This window comes from Lactobacillus sp. B4015 (assembly GCF_026536055.1).
Lineage (GTDB): Bacteria > Bacillota > Bacilli > Lactobacillales > Lactobacillaceae > Lactobacillus > Lactobacillus panisapium.
Window position 1 is genome coordinate 186,795 of sequence record NZ_JAFNOY010000001.1, and the last position, 15,393, is coordinate 202,187.

Genomic DNA, 15,393 nt, shown 5'->3' on the forward strand with positions numbered 1-15,393 from the left:
GCTCATTTTTAATTAAGACTAACGTTCCTCTGCCAGCCAAGTTTTAAACCAGTAATATGAATCTTTTTTAAACCTCTTACCTGAGCCTTGGCCTCTATCATTATAATCGACATATATAAAGCCATACCGTTTGCGCATTTCGCCGGTAGATGCACTAATTGCATCAATTCCACTCCATGCCATGTAACCCAATAGGTCTACACCATCCTTTCTTGCTTCTTGCAGCGCGTTTAAGTGATTCTTTAAATAATTAATACGATAAGAATCATGAATTTTACGGTCACTAGTTAAAGTATCAACTGCGCCTAAACCATTTTCGACCACCATCATCGGTATTTGGTAGCGATCATATAAATTATTTAGCGTAATCCGAAAACCTAGTGGGTCAATTTGCCATCCCCACTCAGAGGTATCTAAATATGGATTTTTGACAGACTCAAATGCGTTACCATCAGTAACATTTTTTTGTACCTGTGGATCTGTTGTAGTGCAGCGACTTGAATAATATGACAAAGAGACGAAATCAACAGTATTTTTTAGTATTTCTTCATCTTGGGGCAGGATATCTAGCTTAATATTTTTTTGTTTAAATAGTTCATTAGCATATGAGGGATAATATCCACGTACTTGAATATCAGAAAAGAAATATTGTTCGCGATTCTTCTGCAAAGCTGCAAAAACATCCTGTGGGTTACAAGAATAAGGATAAACTTCACCAGCAGCAAGCATACAGCCTATTTTATTTTTAGAATCAATTTGATGAGCTAACTTAGTTGCAGCACTGGAAGCCACTAGTTGATAATGCGCTGCCTGATACATTTTTTGCTCTCTATTCTCGCTGGTCTTAAAACAAAGCCCCCCACCCACAAACGGTAATTGCAAAATCATGTTTATCTCATTAAAAGTAATCCAATAATGAACTTTTCCTTGAAAAGTCCTAAAAAGCGCTTTGCATAGCCTTAAATATGCTTCAATCAGTTTTCTATTAAACCAGCCACCGTATTTTTTTATTAGTTCAACTGGAGTATCAAAATGACTGATAGTCACAATTGGCTCAAGATGGTTTTTAAGACATTCATCAATGACTTTAACGTAAAAGTCAAGCCCCTCTTGGTTGGGCTCGTTTTCCTCTCCTGTAGGAAAAATTCGTGACCACATAATGGATAAACGGAAAGAATTAATGCCTAATCCAGCTAAAAGTTCAATATCTTCCTCATATGTATGAAAAAAATCAATTGCATTATGTGCGGGATAATATTTTTTATTAGCATCATAATTAGCTAAAGCAAAACTACCATCTTTAACACATTTAAATCGTTCGTTTTTGTTTACCGGTAAAAGATCTGCCATGCTTAAACCTTTACCGTCTGCCATATAGGCGCCTTCGATTTGACTAGCAGATGTTCCTACACCATATAAAAAATCATTCTTCATTATTTCTGCTATAGTTCCTTTCTAGTCAAATTGATTGTTTCAACATTTTTAATTGTCTGCATTGGAAAGTCTTGCATATCTTGTTTAAATTCATTACTTTGCATAAATTCATCATTAGAAGTCGAAAGTTGCTCTTCACTCTTTCCCTTAACTATGGCAACAATCCGATAGCAGTCATTTGCATCTGGCTTATTTTCTAAAAAGACTGAACAAGCTACAATATTAAATTTTCTTAAACTAACGATATGTCTTGACCACTGAACATTAAAATATTGTTCGGCATTGTCTTTTGATTTAATTGTATATATTCTCATCTGATACACTATAGTTACTTCTTTTCTAGCTTAATAATGGGAGTTCCTTTAGTTACTTTTTGGTTAGCACTTACACAAGTTTGCGGTATTTGACCTTGATCATTTGTTATTACTATTATAACTATGGGATTATAACCGGCTTTTTTAACTGAATTAGACTCAAAATGAGCTATTTTTTGACCTTGGTCTACTTCTTGTCCTTGTTTAACAAAAGATGTAAAATATTTTCCCTTTAACTCAACTGTGTCAATTCCAAGATGAATCAGAACTTCAAGATTATCTGCAGTTTTGATTCCATAAGCATGCTTAGAAGGAAAAACTGCTGTAATTGTACCTGCAATCGGGGCATAAATATCGCCATTAGCTGAATTAATAGCTACGCCCTTACCCATCTTCTCAGTCGAAAATAGTGGATCATTAACATTAGCTAAAGGAACAATTTTTCCGTCAGTGGCACTAACTAGCGTCTCAGATTTACCATTTTTGACTTTCTTTTTTTGCCCATCTGTTCGAGCAAATACTAAAGATAATACAAATGAAACTGTAAATGAAATTACCATTGCAATTACAGCATTAAGTAAGTTTCTAAGTGTTTTAGCAAATAAAGCCAAAGCTAAAATACCAGGGCTTGCCATTGCAGTAGCTGTTACAAAAGTTATTCCGGCATATAAACCTCCAACAGCTCCACCAATAATTGCTGCATATAACGGCTTTTTGAGTTTCAAATTTACGCTATATAATAGTGGCTCAGTAATTCCTAGTAAAGCAGTTACTGAAGTAGAATATGCTGTAAACTTTAACTTTTGATTTTTGGCTCTAATGGCAACACCAAAGCCGGCACCGGCCTGAGCCATATTAGCCACCAAACCTGAAGGCGTCAAAAAGGAATCATAGCCAAAACGTGAAATTGATTGTAATGCTATTGGAAAAAGGGAATAATGAACACCCAGCATAACAAATAGTGGTGAAAAAGCTCCCAAGATGGTTGGTGCAAGCCAGGGAACGTGACTATTCATAAAGCCTATTGCCATACCAAGATAATCTCCTATATAAGCTCCTATTGGTCCTAAAATGATTAGGCCCAATACCGCATTGATAAAAATTGAAATAGTTGGTGTCAAAAACATACCAATTGTGGATGGAAGTTTTTGATTAAGAAACTTCTCTATTTTTGATTGTACGTAAACAATTAATAAAATTGGAATAACACTTGACGTGTAATTTACTGACCTAATTGGCAATCCAAATAATACGATTTTTGTTTGATTATTGATCATACCAAGAAAAGTAGGACTCAGCAAAACACCAGCCAAAGTGACTGAAATGTAGGGGTTAGCCTTTAACTTTTTCGCTGAAGTATAAGCTAATAAAACTGGAAGAAATTGAAAACTTGCGTCTGCAATTAAAGCCAATACTTGGTAATCTATACTTTTCTCAGAAAGCCAATTAAATGCTACAAAAATGGCAATTATTCCCTTAAGTAGCCCTCCACCAATTATGGCAGGCAATATCGGCGTAAAACTACTAGAAATAAAATCGATTATGCTAGAAAAAATTCCTTCTTTGTTTTTAGTATGCTCATCTTTTTGTGGGCTTGTTTTTTCAGATAGCCCAGACATGAAGGCATCATAAACCCGAGGGACTTCGGTTCCAATTATTATTTGAAGCTGACCATTACTAAATAAAGCATCGACCACTCCTTCAATCTTTTTTATTTCGGCTAACTTAACTAGTTTAGTATCCTTAACATTAATTCGAAGGCGAGTTGAACAATGCGTGATTGCTTGAATGTTGGACTCGCCACCAATCAAAGCTTTAATTTGATTGGCCATTTTGTTGATATGACTCATTTTTTACCTCTTTTCTTCTAACTTAGTTGTATCATTAAAACAAGGAGCGAAAAACCAGAAGAATGATGATAAAAGTTGTTTAATCAACTATAATAGTGCTTTCGTTGTTTAACTTAAAAAATCGACTTTATCCAAGTAGTGAAATGGGAAATAATAATGAACAAAACAGATTTACGAATTAAGAAAACAAAGATAATGATTGAGCGTGGGTTTGTGTCTTGCATTAAGCAAAAAACCTTTTCTAAAATTACAATTCTTGACTTAACAGATGCAATGATGATTAATAAATCGACTTTTTATAAATATTACAATGATAAATACGATTTACGACAGCATTTTATCGATAGCACCTTGGAGAACTTTTCGCAGCGACTCGATCTTTCTTTTATGAATAAAAACTATGACTTAAAAAGATATGAGGCAGATCTTCCCAAGGCTTTATTACCAATTTATCATCATCGCGAATGGCTAAAAGTCATGTGGTCACCTAACTTAGAAGATGAAGTTTTTAACAAAATGCAAACAATCTTCGCCGAAAAATTTAAGGAAAATGTTTATTCATTGGATAAAGAATTAACCGTATATCATCAATTACAGGCTAACCTATTTGCTTCTTCGGCAATGCAAGTTATACTCTGGTGGATTGAGACAAACCCTTCCGCACCAGTTGATGAAATTGCCAATATCATCACACGTTGTTTACGTACTGGATCTTATTATGCTTTTGAAAAAAGAGCTAAATTATAGTTTTGACATGGACTTCGAAGTTAAAACAACTTTGAGACTTTTATTATGATCAAACTATCTTATAATCGTTTGTGCCATCTATATTAAAATAATCATGGTTAAAAAAGGACTAACACCAAGTTTATATCGGCGTTAGTCCTCAGCTAAGATCTATTGAATTATCCTAACTTTTGGAATTAACAATAGTTATTCAAATTAAAGGCAGCTTTTCCAAAATGTTTTAACTAAATTGCCTGCCCATTAATTACTAAAACTAAAAATAATCTTATGTGTTTTAGTTTCATTTGCCGGCAGAATAATATTGCCAAAGTTACCGTGGTTTATCGCATCAGGCAAAACCTGCGCTTCTAACGCAACTGCTTCACTTGGCTGAGCAACAATCCCCTGATCGCGCACAAACTTGACTCCTGGTTGTTCTTGCGACATCGTATACATCACTAGACAGTTTGATTCACTAGTAATCTTAACTTGACGACCACTTTCTTTTTCACGCAGGATTGCTACTTCCTTCATTTCATTTTCTGGTCCATCAATAACAAATGCATCATCAAAACCAGCGTTTTCTCTAATTGCAGTAGCTAGGTTTTTAAATTCATGAAAATCATATGGGGTATTGGCGGTCAGTAACATTTTGCCTGTTGGAATCAACTGAGAATCTAGTTGTAAGTATTTCTGACTATTGATTTTAATTTCATGTGAATCTAGATTGGATGCATCACTTAAATTGAAGTAAACATGAATAGTTGGATTAAATAGTGTCGCCTTTCCACCATTAATTGCCTTTTCAGAAATTGTTACCTGATTTTGATTATTTAACGTGTAAGTGATTGTCGCTTTAAAGTCGCCAGGAAAACCATCCGTGTTTTCATCGATTATCTTTTTGAAAATGACGCTGACACTATCATCGGTCTGCTCTGTTGCTACCGACCAATTCAGAAAGCGAAAACCGCCTTTACCACCATGGAGAGTATTTCCATTCTCATTTGTTGGTACTTGAACTTGCTTGTTGTTTAAAGTGAATTGACCTTTTTTAATTCGGCCAGCTACACGACCAATTCCCTGACAACAACAAAGTCCATTTGCATAATAATCAGCACAATGAGCAAAATTCATAATCAAATTTTTCTGTTGGCCATTTTCTTGTGGCACTAAAAACTCATACCAAGTTGCACCCATTGATAAGCACGAAATTGCAACACCATTGTCATTTTCCAAAGTTACCTTGGTAACATCGTGATCTTGATATTTTTCAAAAAATTCTTTAATTACCTTCATTTTTATTCTCCTGTTCTTTTTAGCAAAATACACTACTTCAACAAGATAATTGAAATAGTGTATTTAGATAAATATTTAATTGCTTTTCATGAAATATATAGGGATTTTATTCTTTGTACAGATTAGTTACTTCTAATTAATACTACATAAATCTACGCCGTATAGAGTAGCTAAATCTGTTATTTGCTCTTCAGTTGCTGCGAATGAGAAGACTGTATGGTGGCCACCACCAGCTTGAATCCATTGCTTTGAGCCATTTTCAAGGCCAACTTTTGGAGTCCATAATTGTTTAGCAACAGGTAAATGTGGTGTTTCTTTTTCAGCCTTATGGGCATCAACTGCATATGTAACTAACTTAAAGTTATTTCTAAAATCAGCTAAGGTGACATCGATTGCATCGCCTTCAGAGCCAGAAAAGACTAAACGTGCAGGATCTGCCTTACCACCAATATCTAGGGGATGAACTTCAACACGTGGTTTTTCTGAAGCAATCGAAGGATCAACTTCCAACATGTGTGAGCCTAAAATTGCTTGGTGACCTGGGCGCAAGTCTAACGTATAGTCTTCCATAAATGCAGTCTTTTGATTATGGGTCATAATCTTAATTGTCCGCAATAATGCAGCTGTCTTCCAGTCACCTTCACCGGCAAAGCCGTAACCATCGCGCATTAATAACTGAGCCGATAAGCCTTGAAGTTGTTCTAAACCGTGTAGGTCTTCAAAGTTGCTAGTAACAGCAGTATAGCCCCCACGTTCTAAGAAGCGTTTCATGGCAATATATTGTCTCAATTGATAGCGAACAGTCTTTTCATATGCGGCTTCATCCATTGAGCCCTGAACCATAATATAACGAGACTTTAAATCAGCATATTCATCATCAACTTCTGATTCTTTAACTTTAGCCATCTCATCAACTAAGTCGCCTACGCCATAGTAATCAACTGTCCAGCCTAATTGGATTTGAGCTTGAACCTTGTCGCCTTCAGTAACTGCAACGTCACGCATCGTATCGCCAAACCGGCAAACCTTTAAGTTAAATGACTCATCATAGGCAACAGCAACATCTTCCCAGTCAGCAATTTGTTTCATTACTTTTGGATCTTGCCAATGGCCATAAATAATCTTATTGTGCATTTGTAAACGGGCATTAATATAACCATATTCACGATCACCATGGGCACTTTGATTTAAGTTCATGTAGTCAAAATCAATGGTGTCATAAGGAATATAATCTAAATATTGTGTTGCAAAGTGCAATAATGGTTTTTGTAAAAGTTTTGTGCCACGAATCCAGTTCTTTGCTGGTGAAAATGTGTGCATCCAAGTAATGACGCCAGCTACTTTATCTTCATAGTTAGCTTCTTTCATAAACTTGGTTATTTCATCCGCTGTAGTTAAAACTTGTTTGAAAACAATCTTATATGGCAAATTTCCATTTTTATTTAGGCCATCTGCAATCTTTTTAGCATCTTCTGCAACTTCCTTCAAGGTTTCTTCACCATATAAGTGTTGACTTCCAACTGCGAACCAAAATTCATATTTAGGTACTTCTAACATAATATAAACTCTCCTTTTTAATTAAAATAATAAATTTTACTTTCTTTTAGCATGTGTTTTTGATTGCGCATTATTCTGACCATAATATGCATTTTCTCCATGCTTACGGTAATAATGTTTATCTAATAAATACTGAGGAAGATGGCTATCAGACCTAGTTAATTGCAAAGTATGATAATCTTCTTCGGCAACAACTTCTAAAACTTTAGCATTGTAAACTGCCTTAGCCGGAGTTTCACCCCAACAAAACGGTCCATGCTGACTAACTAAACTCCCAGGAGTTGCTTCATAATCTAAATGACGGTCATTAAAAGTGCGAACGATGGTTTTACCAGTGTTGCCCTCATAATCTTCTTCGATTTCTTCTTTAGTTAACGCATCTGCAGCTGGTACATCAGTGTAAAAAGTATCTGCATGCGTTGTATTAAGAGCAGGAATATCCATTTTAGCTGCCGCAAAGGCTACTGCCCACGGCGAATGGGTGTGCACAATACCACCAATTTTAGGAAAATGATTATATAAATACGTATGTGTTGGAGTGTCACTTGAAGGATTTAATTTACCTTCAACCACTTTACCCGTCAGATCAACTACTACAAGGTCTTCAGGTTGCAATTTATCATAATCCACGCCAGAAGGCTTAATGACAAATAATCCTTGATCGCGGTCTATTCCTGAAACATTGCCCCAGGTAAATGTAACCAAATCTAGTTTTGGTAACTGCATATTAGCTTCATATACTTCTTTTTTCAGTTGTTCCAGCATTTACTTCGCCTCATCACTCAAAACTTTTGCTTCATTTTCCAAAGGAAGTGCTAATTTATAGCGCTCAAGGTATTTAGCAGCACCCTTAACTCCTTCTGGCTCTGGACTCAGTGTCATAATTTCGGAATCTACAAAAACCTTAGAATCTAGGTAATCTTCTAATGGCTCGGACGCACCGGAAGCAACATATTGCGCGAGTACTGCCATGCCCCAAGGTCCGCCGACACTAGCGTTAGTCATAACAGAGATTGGTAAGTTCAACATATTGGATAAAACTTGCTGCCCGATTACGGGAGTTTTAAATAGGCCACCTTGAGCAATCATGACATCAGTTGTGACATTTTCTTCATTAGTCAAAATGTCCATCCCAATTCTAAGTGGTGCATAGGCCGAATATAGCTGAGCCAGCATAAAGTTAGCCAATGTAAACTTACTATTAGGTGTTCTGACTAATAGCGGTCTGCCTTCTTGCGTCTTGGTAATTGGTTCCCCTGAGAAATAGCTGTAATTAACCATTCCTCCTGCATCGGGATCCGACTTAGTCGCGTCTAGAAATAAAGCGCTATATAGCTGATCGGTACTGATGTCAATTCCAACCCTTTCAGCAAATTCCTGGAAAAGTTGTGCCCATGCATTGATATCAGATGAACAATTATTGATATGCACCATGGCTACAGGCACCCCAGTCGGTGTTGTAACAAGATCGATGTCACGGTGAACTTTCTTAAGTGGCTTATCTAAGACAACCATCGAAAATTCAGAAGTTCCAACAGAAATGTTACCTGTGCGCTTACGAACACTGTTAGTACTAATCATACCTGTTCCTGCATCGCCTTCAGGTGGTGCCATCACGCTTCCTGCTTGCAATGTCTGGGTTGGATCAAGTAAATTTGCCCCCTCTTTAGTTAAATGACCAGCAACTTCGCCTGCCTTTAATACATGTGGCAAAATTTGTTCAATCTTCCACGGGTACTTTTTTACTTTTTCTAAGGCACCAAACTTTTGTAAGCATTCCTGATCGAATTGACCATTCTTACCGATGGGAAACATCCCTGAGGCATCGCCTACACCGATGTTTTTTTCACCAGATAATTGCCAGTGAACATAACCTGCTAATGTTGTTAAATAAGCAATGTCTTTTACATGTTTCTCATCTTGCAAAATAGCATGATACAAGTGAGCAATGCTCCAGCGCAGCGGGATATTAAAATTAAACAATTTGGTTAGTTCACTTGCTGCGTCTCCAGTTATCGTATTTCGCCAAGTTCTGAAGGGAACTAGCAGCTTGTCATTTTGGTCAAAAGGCAAATATCCGTGCATCATTGCACTTACACCGATTGAACCAATATGTTCAATTTTGACATGATATTTACTGCTTACATTTGCAGCTAATTGTGCATAACTTTGTCTTAAGCCAGTTAAAATTTCTTTTTGTGAATATGTCCAAATTCCATCTTGCAGTGTGTTCTCCCAGAGATAACTACCTGATGCAATTGGCTGGAAATCAGTTGTAATTAATACTGCTTTTACTTGTGTTGAGCCAAATTCAATTCCAAGTGCTGTTTGACCTGATTTTATTAGTTGCACAATTTCTGAAATATTCAATTTCTCTTTAGTCCTCCATCAGATCTTTTCCGTGATTCATTCCAATAGACTCAATTTGCTCTAATGTATATCCTTTGGTCTCCGGTACACAGAATTTAACGAATAAGACTCCTAAAATGCAGATAATGCCAAAGATTGCAAAAACCATTTCTTGAGACATTGAAGCCGTCATCATTGGAAACAGTAGACCTACAGCCCAAGATCCAATCCAGTTGACGGATGAGGCTAATCCAGAAGCACGTCCACGAATTGCCAATGGGAAAATTTCACCTACTAAAACCCAAGTTAAAGGTGCCCAAGTGAATGAGTAAAATGCAACATAGATACATAGAAAAACTACAATCATCATTGGATTTGCATGAGGATCTATACTATTAATAACGGAAGGAAGTAAAAAGGAAAGACCCATTACAGTTCCGCCTAGCATTAGTAAGGTTCTTCGCTTACATTTTTCAGCTATTGCTATATATACCAACGAACCAATCACTAAAATCACACCTTGAACGATTGGCCATAACAATGCTGAACTTGCAGCGTTTCCTGTTGCCTTTTCCACAATTAACGGAATGTAATAGAAGATTGCATTTGCTCCTTGAAATTGCTGAAAAGCTGCCACACCGACACCAGCAATAACCAAATAACGATATTTACTACTAAAAAGAGAACCCCAGGTCGTTGCTTCAGTTGCAGAATTTTCTTTTTGTGAAGCGGATTTTATATCATTAATTTCATCGGTAACTTCCTGTGGGTTTTTCCGAATACTTGAAAGAACTGCCTTAGCTTCTTGTTCCTGATTATTTTTTATTAAAAACCGAGGTGATTCTGGTAAACGTAGTACGCCACAAAACAAGATAATTGCGGGAACAGCGGCCAAGCCAAGCATTATTCTCCAACCCCAAGCTTGTGGAAGCCCTTTTAATAAGAAATCCATTATATAAGATAGCAACATTCCTGAAACAATCATTGTTTGATTCAAGCCTGAAAGACTACCTCTGGCGTTTGCAGGTGCCATTTCTGACATATATGCTGGAACCAAAGCCGAAGCCGCACCAACAGCTAGACCTAATAAGACTCTGACAATAATTAAATAAAGTGCCCCATTATTCGGAGCAACCATTGAAAGTAAAGCAAAAATTGCAAATACAATAGCTGAAGCCAAAATCATTTTGCGTCGTCCAAAACGATCAGAAAGCTGGCCAGCAACTGCTCCTCCAAAAATGGCTCCAAACATAACAGCTGAAGTTATCCAACCAACAACTGTTGCATTTGTTAAATGCCAATCTTTTTGAAGAAAAGGTAAAGCACCTGTCATAACTCCAATGTCATAACCAAATAAAATTCCACCAAATGAACCAAAGAAATAAATAAATCGACTAGAAATTTTATTCTTTTTCACTCATAGTACCTCCTTTTATCTAAAACTAGTTTTAATTTTCGCCTTCTCGAAAGCACTTTCATAATATGACTTTTATTTGTTATCTGCAATAGCTGTTGAAATTTATTCGAATAAATTTTATAATATTTATGTAAGTTAAGTGTTGATATTAAGGCATATTTTGTTATAAAGAAAAAATATTTGTTTTTTATGCTGTATTTTTCCAAAAATTCATCCCATAAAATGACTAATATTATAATTAATAGAAATGATTATGAAACTACTGTTATTTTTATACTAAAAAATTAGACTAATGAATTACAATTTTTATCTAATCTTTTATATCTAATTTGAGTAATGGCTTCTTTTATCAAACTATTTTTTTGGAGGTTTATATTTTGAAACGTGATTACATAGCCATTGTGGAGACTTTAAAAAATGAAATTACTTTTGGACATTATCAAGTTAATCAACAACTTCCTACTGAAAGTGAATTAATTAATCGCTTTCATTCGACAAGATATGCTGTTAGAAAAGCACTAACTGAGTTACAAAACGAGCATCTAATTTATAAAGTTCAGGGAAGTGGGATGTTTATCCAAGATTGGAACAAGAAGTGGCAAGTAAATCCTAAAAGTAAAACTATTGGTTTAATTTGTACACATATTGCAGACTACATTTTCCCCAAAATTATTTCTCAGATTGATACCGTTATTGATCCTAAAGGATATTCTCTTCTAATAGCTAACACTCATAATTATCCAAAAACTGAACGCTCTAATTTAATTAAAATGCTTGACTTACAAGTTGCTGGACTAATAGTTGAGCCAAGTGAGAGTGCAAAACCCTGTCAAAATTCTGATATTTATCAAAGGATTGCAAAAAGCAAGATTCCACTTTTATTCATTAATGCAGAATACCCAGAATTTAATTTCCCTGCAATCACTAATTCTGATCGTGAATCTGAAGAAGAATTAATCAATTACCTTTTACATAAAGGCCATAAAAATATATTAGGGATCTTTCAGACTGATGATCTCCAAGGTGTAGAACGTATGAAAGGCTTTATCCAGGCCTATCAGAATAATGATGCTAATTTGGCTAATAGCAATTTAATTATGTATAGTTCGCATGATTCATTCAGTATTATTAGTAAAAAGATTGACGATTATTTAAATAGCAGTCAGCCACCAACAGCAATTGCTTGTTACAACGATGAGCTGGCTCTACTAGTAACTGATAAACTTAAAAAGAAAAACATTAGAATTCCACAAGACATTTCGATTGTTGGCTTTGATAATTTTGACTCTGCAGCTTACTTAAATCCTAGTTTGACAACAATGAATTACCAGCGCACATCAGTTGGTGAAGAAGCTGGTAAGGGAATCTTAGCGCTAATCGATGGGAAAAAGTTTACTTCGGTTGTCCATCATCCACAATTAAAGCTACGTGACTCAGTTATTTCACTCAATAAGTAAATAATGTTTACAAATTGTAGCTTTAACTTTTGAATTAACAAAAAAGCAGACTCAACACTGAAAAATGTGCTTTGCCTGCTTTTTACGTTTGCCCAGTTTTAATTGGTGGTTGACCTTGCTCTTTTATTCTACTTTGTTTACGATTTATTGCTATTTCGCTTCTTAATTCGTTTATTAATTTTATGAACAGTATTTACCTGCATCAAGATTACAACCGCCCAAACAATCAGGTAGATTAGCAAGAAAAGTGCAATTGTCACTTGGCTTAAAGCAAAATTACTAATTATCATCATTAGAATAAATAAGATAAAACTGCCCGCTAAGTGAATAATCAGCGCAATTGTAAAAGGCAGATCTGTTTCAAAAATCATCGACAAAAGGCCAATCAAACCTGACATGATGAAAACGGATATAAAACTAATTTGGGTGGGTGCAACCTTAGGATAGACAAAAGTTAAGATAGCTAAATAGCTGGTTGAACCAAAGCCAACTCCGGTTAAGAAATAACTAATACACTTTTTTAGTAGCTTCATTTTAAAGACCTACCTTTTTTTCTAATTCTGGCAAATAATGTCTTGAAACATCAGCTTTTAAGTTATTGGCTAGTTTAGCAACCATATTTCCCGCAAAGCCGACCTCAATTGACTCCAAATAATTTAAATTAATTAGACCATGGCGAGACACTCGAACAAAATCATCGTTCAAATTAGTTAGCACCTGATAGAGTCTCCCCTTAGCTTTAAAAACATTTTTGGTTGTGTAGTAGATTAATGTCGTTGTTTGAACTTCGATTTTGATAATTTCCCTTTGTTTAAGGGTGATAATGCGATCCTCAGTTTTAACAGGGATTAATGCGCGCTGACTTTCGTTAAACTTATTTAAATAACTGATCAATTTACTGACAGTTTCTGTTTCCTGCATAGCTTTAATGGCAACTTCAATTTCATCTTTGCTTAAAGTGGCATCGGTTTGAAATTTAATTTTCACTTATGCTTCACTTTCTTTCTATCTTGTAAGAATGACGATTTCATACTCTATTCATTACTTTGGTAGTTCAAATTTAAGAATACCCCAAAAATATCATATTTACACGTAAACAGTTAATTGTAAGCACCAAAATGTGCAAACCAAAACATAAGATAATAAATGAAAATTTTATATTACTAATGCTCACTTACTAACCAAGTTTTTACATTTCTAAAATAACCGGTTAATTCTTCAAACATTATTTTTACTTTTAGCAATTGTCAATGATAAAACAATAATCATCACAGTCAAAAGTGCTGTCATCCCCAACAACATATAGGCATTATCCATTCTGGCTAACCGATAGCCATAAATTTTATAAGAAACCCCAAGATAATTAAACATTTGAGTTCTTGCATTACCTGTTAAAAAATTCGGGCTTACTTTGTATAGCAATATACTTCTTAAAGCTGCAGCTTCATAACTACTTGGTATTAACTTAACTAAAGTTTGAGCATGAGTAGTTAATGTTCCGTATGGCATATAAGTCGCTACCGCAAAACCTGCCGCTGCTCCAATGATAGATGATAAACGACTAAAAGTAGTATAAGAATGAATAAATAGCGTAATTACGCCGTTTACCAAGGTCGCGGAAATAGCACCCAGCAAAATAAACCCACTGCTTAACAAATATGCATTATTAGGAATACTAATTTTATCAACCGCTGTAAAATAAATGCTCATTATCGCAAAAGTAACTATTTGCATGATCAAACTAACAAAAATACTTGCTAAAATATAAGCAAAATTTCGCGTTGGCAGAGAAGTATCGGTCAGGCTCAAATCATCTGCTGTTCTTGTTTCTTTGTCCTTAACGAGCTGCCCTAACGCCTGAAAAGACGTTGTAATTCCCGCAATTGTCACAATACCTGCAATCATCCACAAATCGAGGATTTCGGTAATATGCGGAATATTACCCCAAGATTTTTCTAAAGTTCTTTGTAAAAAGCCAATATAGATAAAGAATGAAATCAATGCCCCTAAGCAAGACATAATCACGCCGAAAATATTTCCAAAATAAATTCTAATGTTTCTTTGTAATAGAGCAAGCATCACTGTAACTCCTTTCCCGTAATTTTAATAAAGGCGTCATTGATTGATCCTTTACGATACTCAAAATCAGTTATTTCATCCAGATTTTGATTTAGGAAGCTCGTTACTTCTTTAAAAGACAAAGCATCAATTTCAACTAGGTTATTTTTAAGGTGAATGACCGCATGATTTGTTTTCAGCTTCGCTTTATTCTTTATATTAACGAGTAATTTAGTAGGCGCATATTGCTTTTTAATTTCTTTAACTGTTCCACTGGCTAAGACATGCCCATTTTCCAAAATATACATTTGATCGGCACTTTCAGCTTCTTCTAGATAATGCGTCGTCAAGAAAATAGTTAGTCCTTGCTCTTTTTGCAGCTTTTGTAAGAGTTGCCAAATCACTATTCTTGTTTGTAAATCTAGCCCTGTGGTTGGCTCATCTAAAAACAAGATATCGGGACGATTAACTAATGATCGGGCGATGTCCACTCTTCTTCTTTGACCACCAGACAATGTTCCGTATTTTTGGTGCAAGAATCTCCTAATCCCCATTAAGTTAACTAGTTCTTCGAGCCAATCTGATGAAAACTCTTTATACATTCTTGCCCTTAAATAGAGATTGGCTTTAACTGACAATTTATCATCTAAAACACTAGTCTGAAAAACTACACCTATTTTCAGGTTAGCTGCATAAGAAATAGTACCTGAAGTTGGCTTTAATAACCCAGTCAAAATATTAATTGTAGTTGATTTTCCTGCTCCATTTGTACCTAGAAAAGCAATGAGTTGTCCCTTACCAATTTTTAAATCAACTCCATTTAAAGCAGGACGATTACCGTAATTTTTAGTTAAATTGTGCGTTTCAATAAGCATAGTTTCTCCTTTCAGTAATCTCAATTATTAGAATACCGAGTTAGTGGAAGTAAATATCAC

General features: G+C 35.4%; 14 protein-coding genes. 2 read left to right on the plus strand and 12 right to left on the minus strand.

Annotated features, from left to right (window positions below; all coding sequences use genetic code 11):
• Positions 1-18 precede the first annotated feature (18 nt).
• Genes J3U71_RS00955 through J3U71_RS00965 form a run of 3 tightly spaced genes read right to left on the minus strand, consistent with a single transcriptional unit; the run spans position 19 to position 3,598 of the window.
• The gene (locus J3U71_RS00955) at positions 19-1,434 is read right to left on the minus strand and encodes a 6-phospho-beta-glucosidase (protein WP_267392340.1); all 1,416 of its coding nucleotides are present in this window, start codon (positions 1,432-1,434) and stop codon (positions 19-21) included.
• Positions 1,435-1,442: 8 nt separating this feature from the next.
• Positions 1,443-1,748: a hypothetical protein gene (locus tag J3U71_RS00960; protein ID WP_220268408.1), complete on the minus strand. Its 306-nt coding sequence runs from the start codon at positions 1,746-1,748 to the stop codon at positions 1,443-1,445.
• 14 nt (positions 1,749-1,762) lie between these two features.
• The gene (locus tag J3U71_RS00965; protein ID WP_267392341.1) at positions 1,763-3,598 is read right to left on the minus strand and encodes a beta-glucoside-specific PTS transporter subunit IIABC; all 1,836 of its coding nucleotides are present in this window, start codon (positions 3,596-3,598) and stop codon (positions 1,763-1,765) included.
• A gap of 156 nt (positions 3,599-3,754) precedes the next feature.
• Here J3U71_RS00965 and J3U71_RS00970 point away from each other — a divergent pair, with 156 nt between their 5' ends.
• Positions 3,755-4,345, plus strand: a complete 591-nt coding sequence (locus tag J3U71_RS00970) for a TetR/AcrR family transcriptional regulator (RefSeq protein ID WP_220268410.1) — start codon at positions 3,755-3,757, stop codon at positions 4,343-4,345.
• A 240-nt stretch (positions 4,346-4,585) separates the two neighbouring features.
• On the opposite strand, the gene J3U71_RS00975 is transcribed toward J3U71_RS00970, so the two are convergent.
• The 5 genes from J3U71_RS00975 to J3U71_RS00995 all read right to left on the minus strand — a co-directional run bounded on the left by J3U71_RS00975 (position 4,586) and on the right by J3U71_RS00995 (position 10,943).
• A complete protein-coding gene (locus J3U71_RS00975; RefSeq protein ID WP_267392343.1) occupies positions 4,586-5,620 on the minus strand; it encodes an aldose epimerase family protein in 1,035 nt (344 codons plus the stop codon).
• 132 nt (positions 5,621-5,752) lie between these two features.
• Positions 5,753-7,177, minus strand: a complete 1,425-nt coding sequence (gene araA, locus J3U71_RS00980; protein ID WP_267392344.1) for an L-arabinose isomerase — start codon at positions 7,175-7,177, stop codon at positions 5,753-5,755.
• 36 nt (positions 7,178-7,213) lie between these two features.
• On the minus strand, positions 7,214-7,942 hold the full coding sequence (locus tag J3U71_RS00985; protein ID WP_267392345.1) for an L-ribulose-5-phosphate 4-epimerase: 729 nt from the start codon (positions 7,940-7,942) through the stop codon (positions 7,214-7,216).
• Positions 7,943-9,547 (minus strand): xylulokinase, encoded by a 1,605-nt coding sequence (locus J3U71_RS00990; RefSeq protein ID WP_267392346.1) that lies wholly within the window; start codon positions 9,545-9,547, stop codon positions 7,943-7,945.
• Positions 9,548-9,554: 7 nt separating this feature from the next.
• Positions 9,555-10,943, minus strand: a complete 1,389-nt coding sequence (locus tag J3U71_RS00995) for a sugar porter family MFS transporter (protein WP_267392348.1) — start codon at positions 10,941-10,943, stop codon at positions 9,555-9,557.
• Between the two features lie 377 nt (positions 10,944-11,320).
• On the opposite strand from J3U71_RS00995, the gene J3U71_RS01000 reads away from it, so the two are divergent.
• Positions 11,321-12,400, plus strand: a complete 1,080-nt coding sequence (locus J3U71_RS01000; RefSeq protein ID WP_267392349.1) for a GntR family transcriptional regulator — start codon at positions 11,321-11,323, stop codon at positions 12,398-12,400.
• A 137-nt stretch (positions 12,401-12,537) separates the two neighbouring features.
• On the opposite strand, the gene J3U71_RS01005 is transcribed toward J3U71_RS01000, so the two are convergent.
• The 4 genes from J3U71_RS01005 to J3U71_RS01020 form a co-directional block, all read right to left on the minus strand.
• On the minus strand, positions 12,538-12,933 hold the full coding sequence (locus J3U71_RS01005) for a DUF3021 family protein (protein WP_267392350.1): 396 nt from the start codon (positions 12,931-12,933) through the stop codon (positions 12,538-12,540).
• Position 12,934: 1 nt separating this feature from the next.
• Positions 12,935-13,387 (minus strand): LytTR family DNA-binding domain-containing protein, encoded by a 453-nt coding sequence (locus J3U71_RS01010; protein ID WP_267392351.1) that lies wholly within the window; start codon positions 13,385-13,387, stop codon positions 12,935-12,937.
• Positions 13,388-13,618: 231 nt separating this feature from the next.
• On the minus strand, positions 13,619-14,479 hold the full coding sequence (locus J3U71_RS01015) for an ABC transporter permease (protein WP_267392352.1): 861 nt from the start codon (positions 14,477-14,479) through the stop codon (positions 13,619-13,621).
• Complete coding sequence (locus tag J3U71_RS01020; RefSeq protein WP_220268421.1) at positions 14,479-15,333, minus strand: ABC transporter ATP-binding protein; 855 nt, start codon at positions 15,331-15,333, stop codon at positions 14,479-14,481. The genes J3U71_RS01015 and J3U71_RS01020 overlap by 1 nt, the downstream gene beginning before the upstream one ends.
• Between the last annotated feature and the right edge of the window lie 60 nt (positions 15,334-15,393).

What these genes read in the sequence shown, in the direction of transcription:
- J3U71_RS00975 (WP_267392343.1), bottom strand. Translation starts at nt 5,620, where the DNA reads ATGAAGGTAATTAAAGAATTTTTTGAAAAATATCAAGATCACGATGTT.
- J3U71_RS00960 (WP_220268408.1), bottom strand. Translation starts at nt 1,748, where the DNA reads ATGAGAATATATACAATTAAATCAAAAGACAATGCCGAACAATATTTT.
- J3U71_RS01020 (WP_220268421.1), bottom strand. Translation starts at nt 15,333, where the DNA reads ATGCTTATTGAAACGCACAATTTAACTAAAAATTACGGTAATCGTCCT.
- araA (WP_267392344.1), bottom strand. Translation starts at nt 7,177, where the DNA reads ATGTTAGAAGTACCTAAATATGAATTTTGGTTCGCAGTTGGAAGTCAA.
- J3U71_RS00965 (WP_267392341.1), bottom strand. Translation starts at nt 3,598, where the DNA reads ATGAGTCATATCAACAAAATGGCCAATCAAATTAAAGCTTTGATTGGT.
- J3U71_RS01005 (WP_267392350.1), bottom strand. Translation starts at nt 12,933, where the DNA reads ATGAAGCTACTAAAAAAGTGTATTAGTTATTTCTTAACCGGAGTTGGC.
- J3U71_RS01015 (WP_267392352.1), bottom strand. Translation starts at nt 14,479, where the DNA reads ATGCTTGCTCTATTACAAAGAAACATTAGAATTTATTTTGGAAATATT.
- J3U71_RS00970 (WP_220268410.1), top strand. Translation starts at nt 3,755, where the DNA reads ATGAACAAAACAGATTTACGAATTAAGAAAACAAAGATAATGATTGAG.
- J3U71_RS00985 (WP_267392345.1), bottom strand. Translation starts at nt 7,942, where the DNA reads ATGCTGGAACAACTGAAAAAAGAAGTATATGAAGCTAATATGCAGTTA.
- J3U71_RS00955 (WP_267392340.1), bottom strand. Translation starts at nt 1,434, where the DNA reads ATGAAGAATGATTTTTTATATGGTGTAGGAACATCTGCTAGTCAAATC.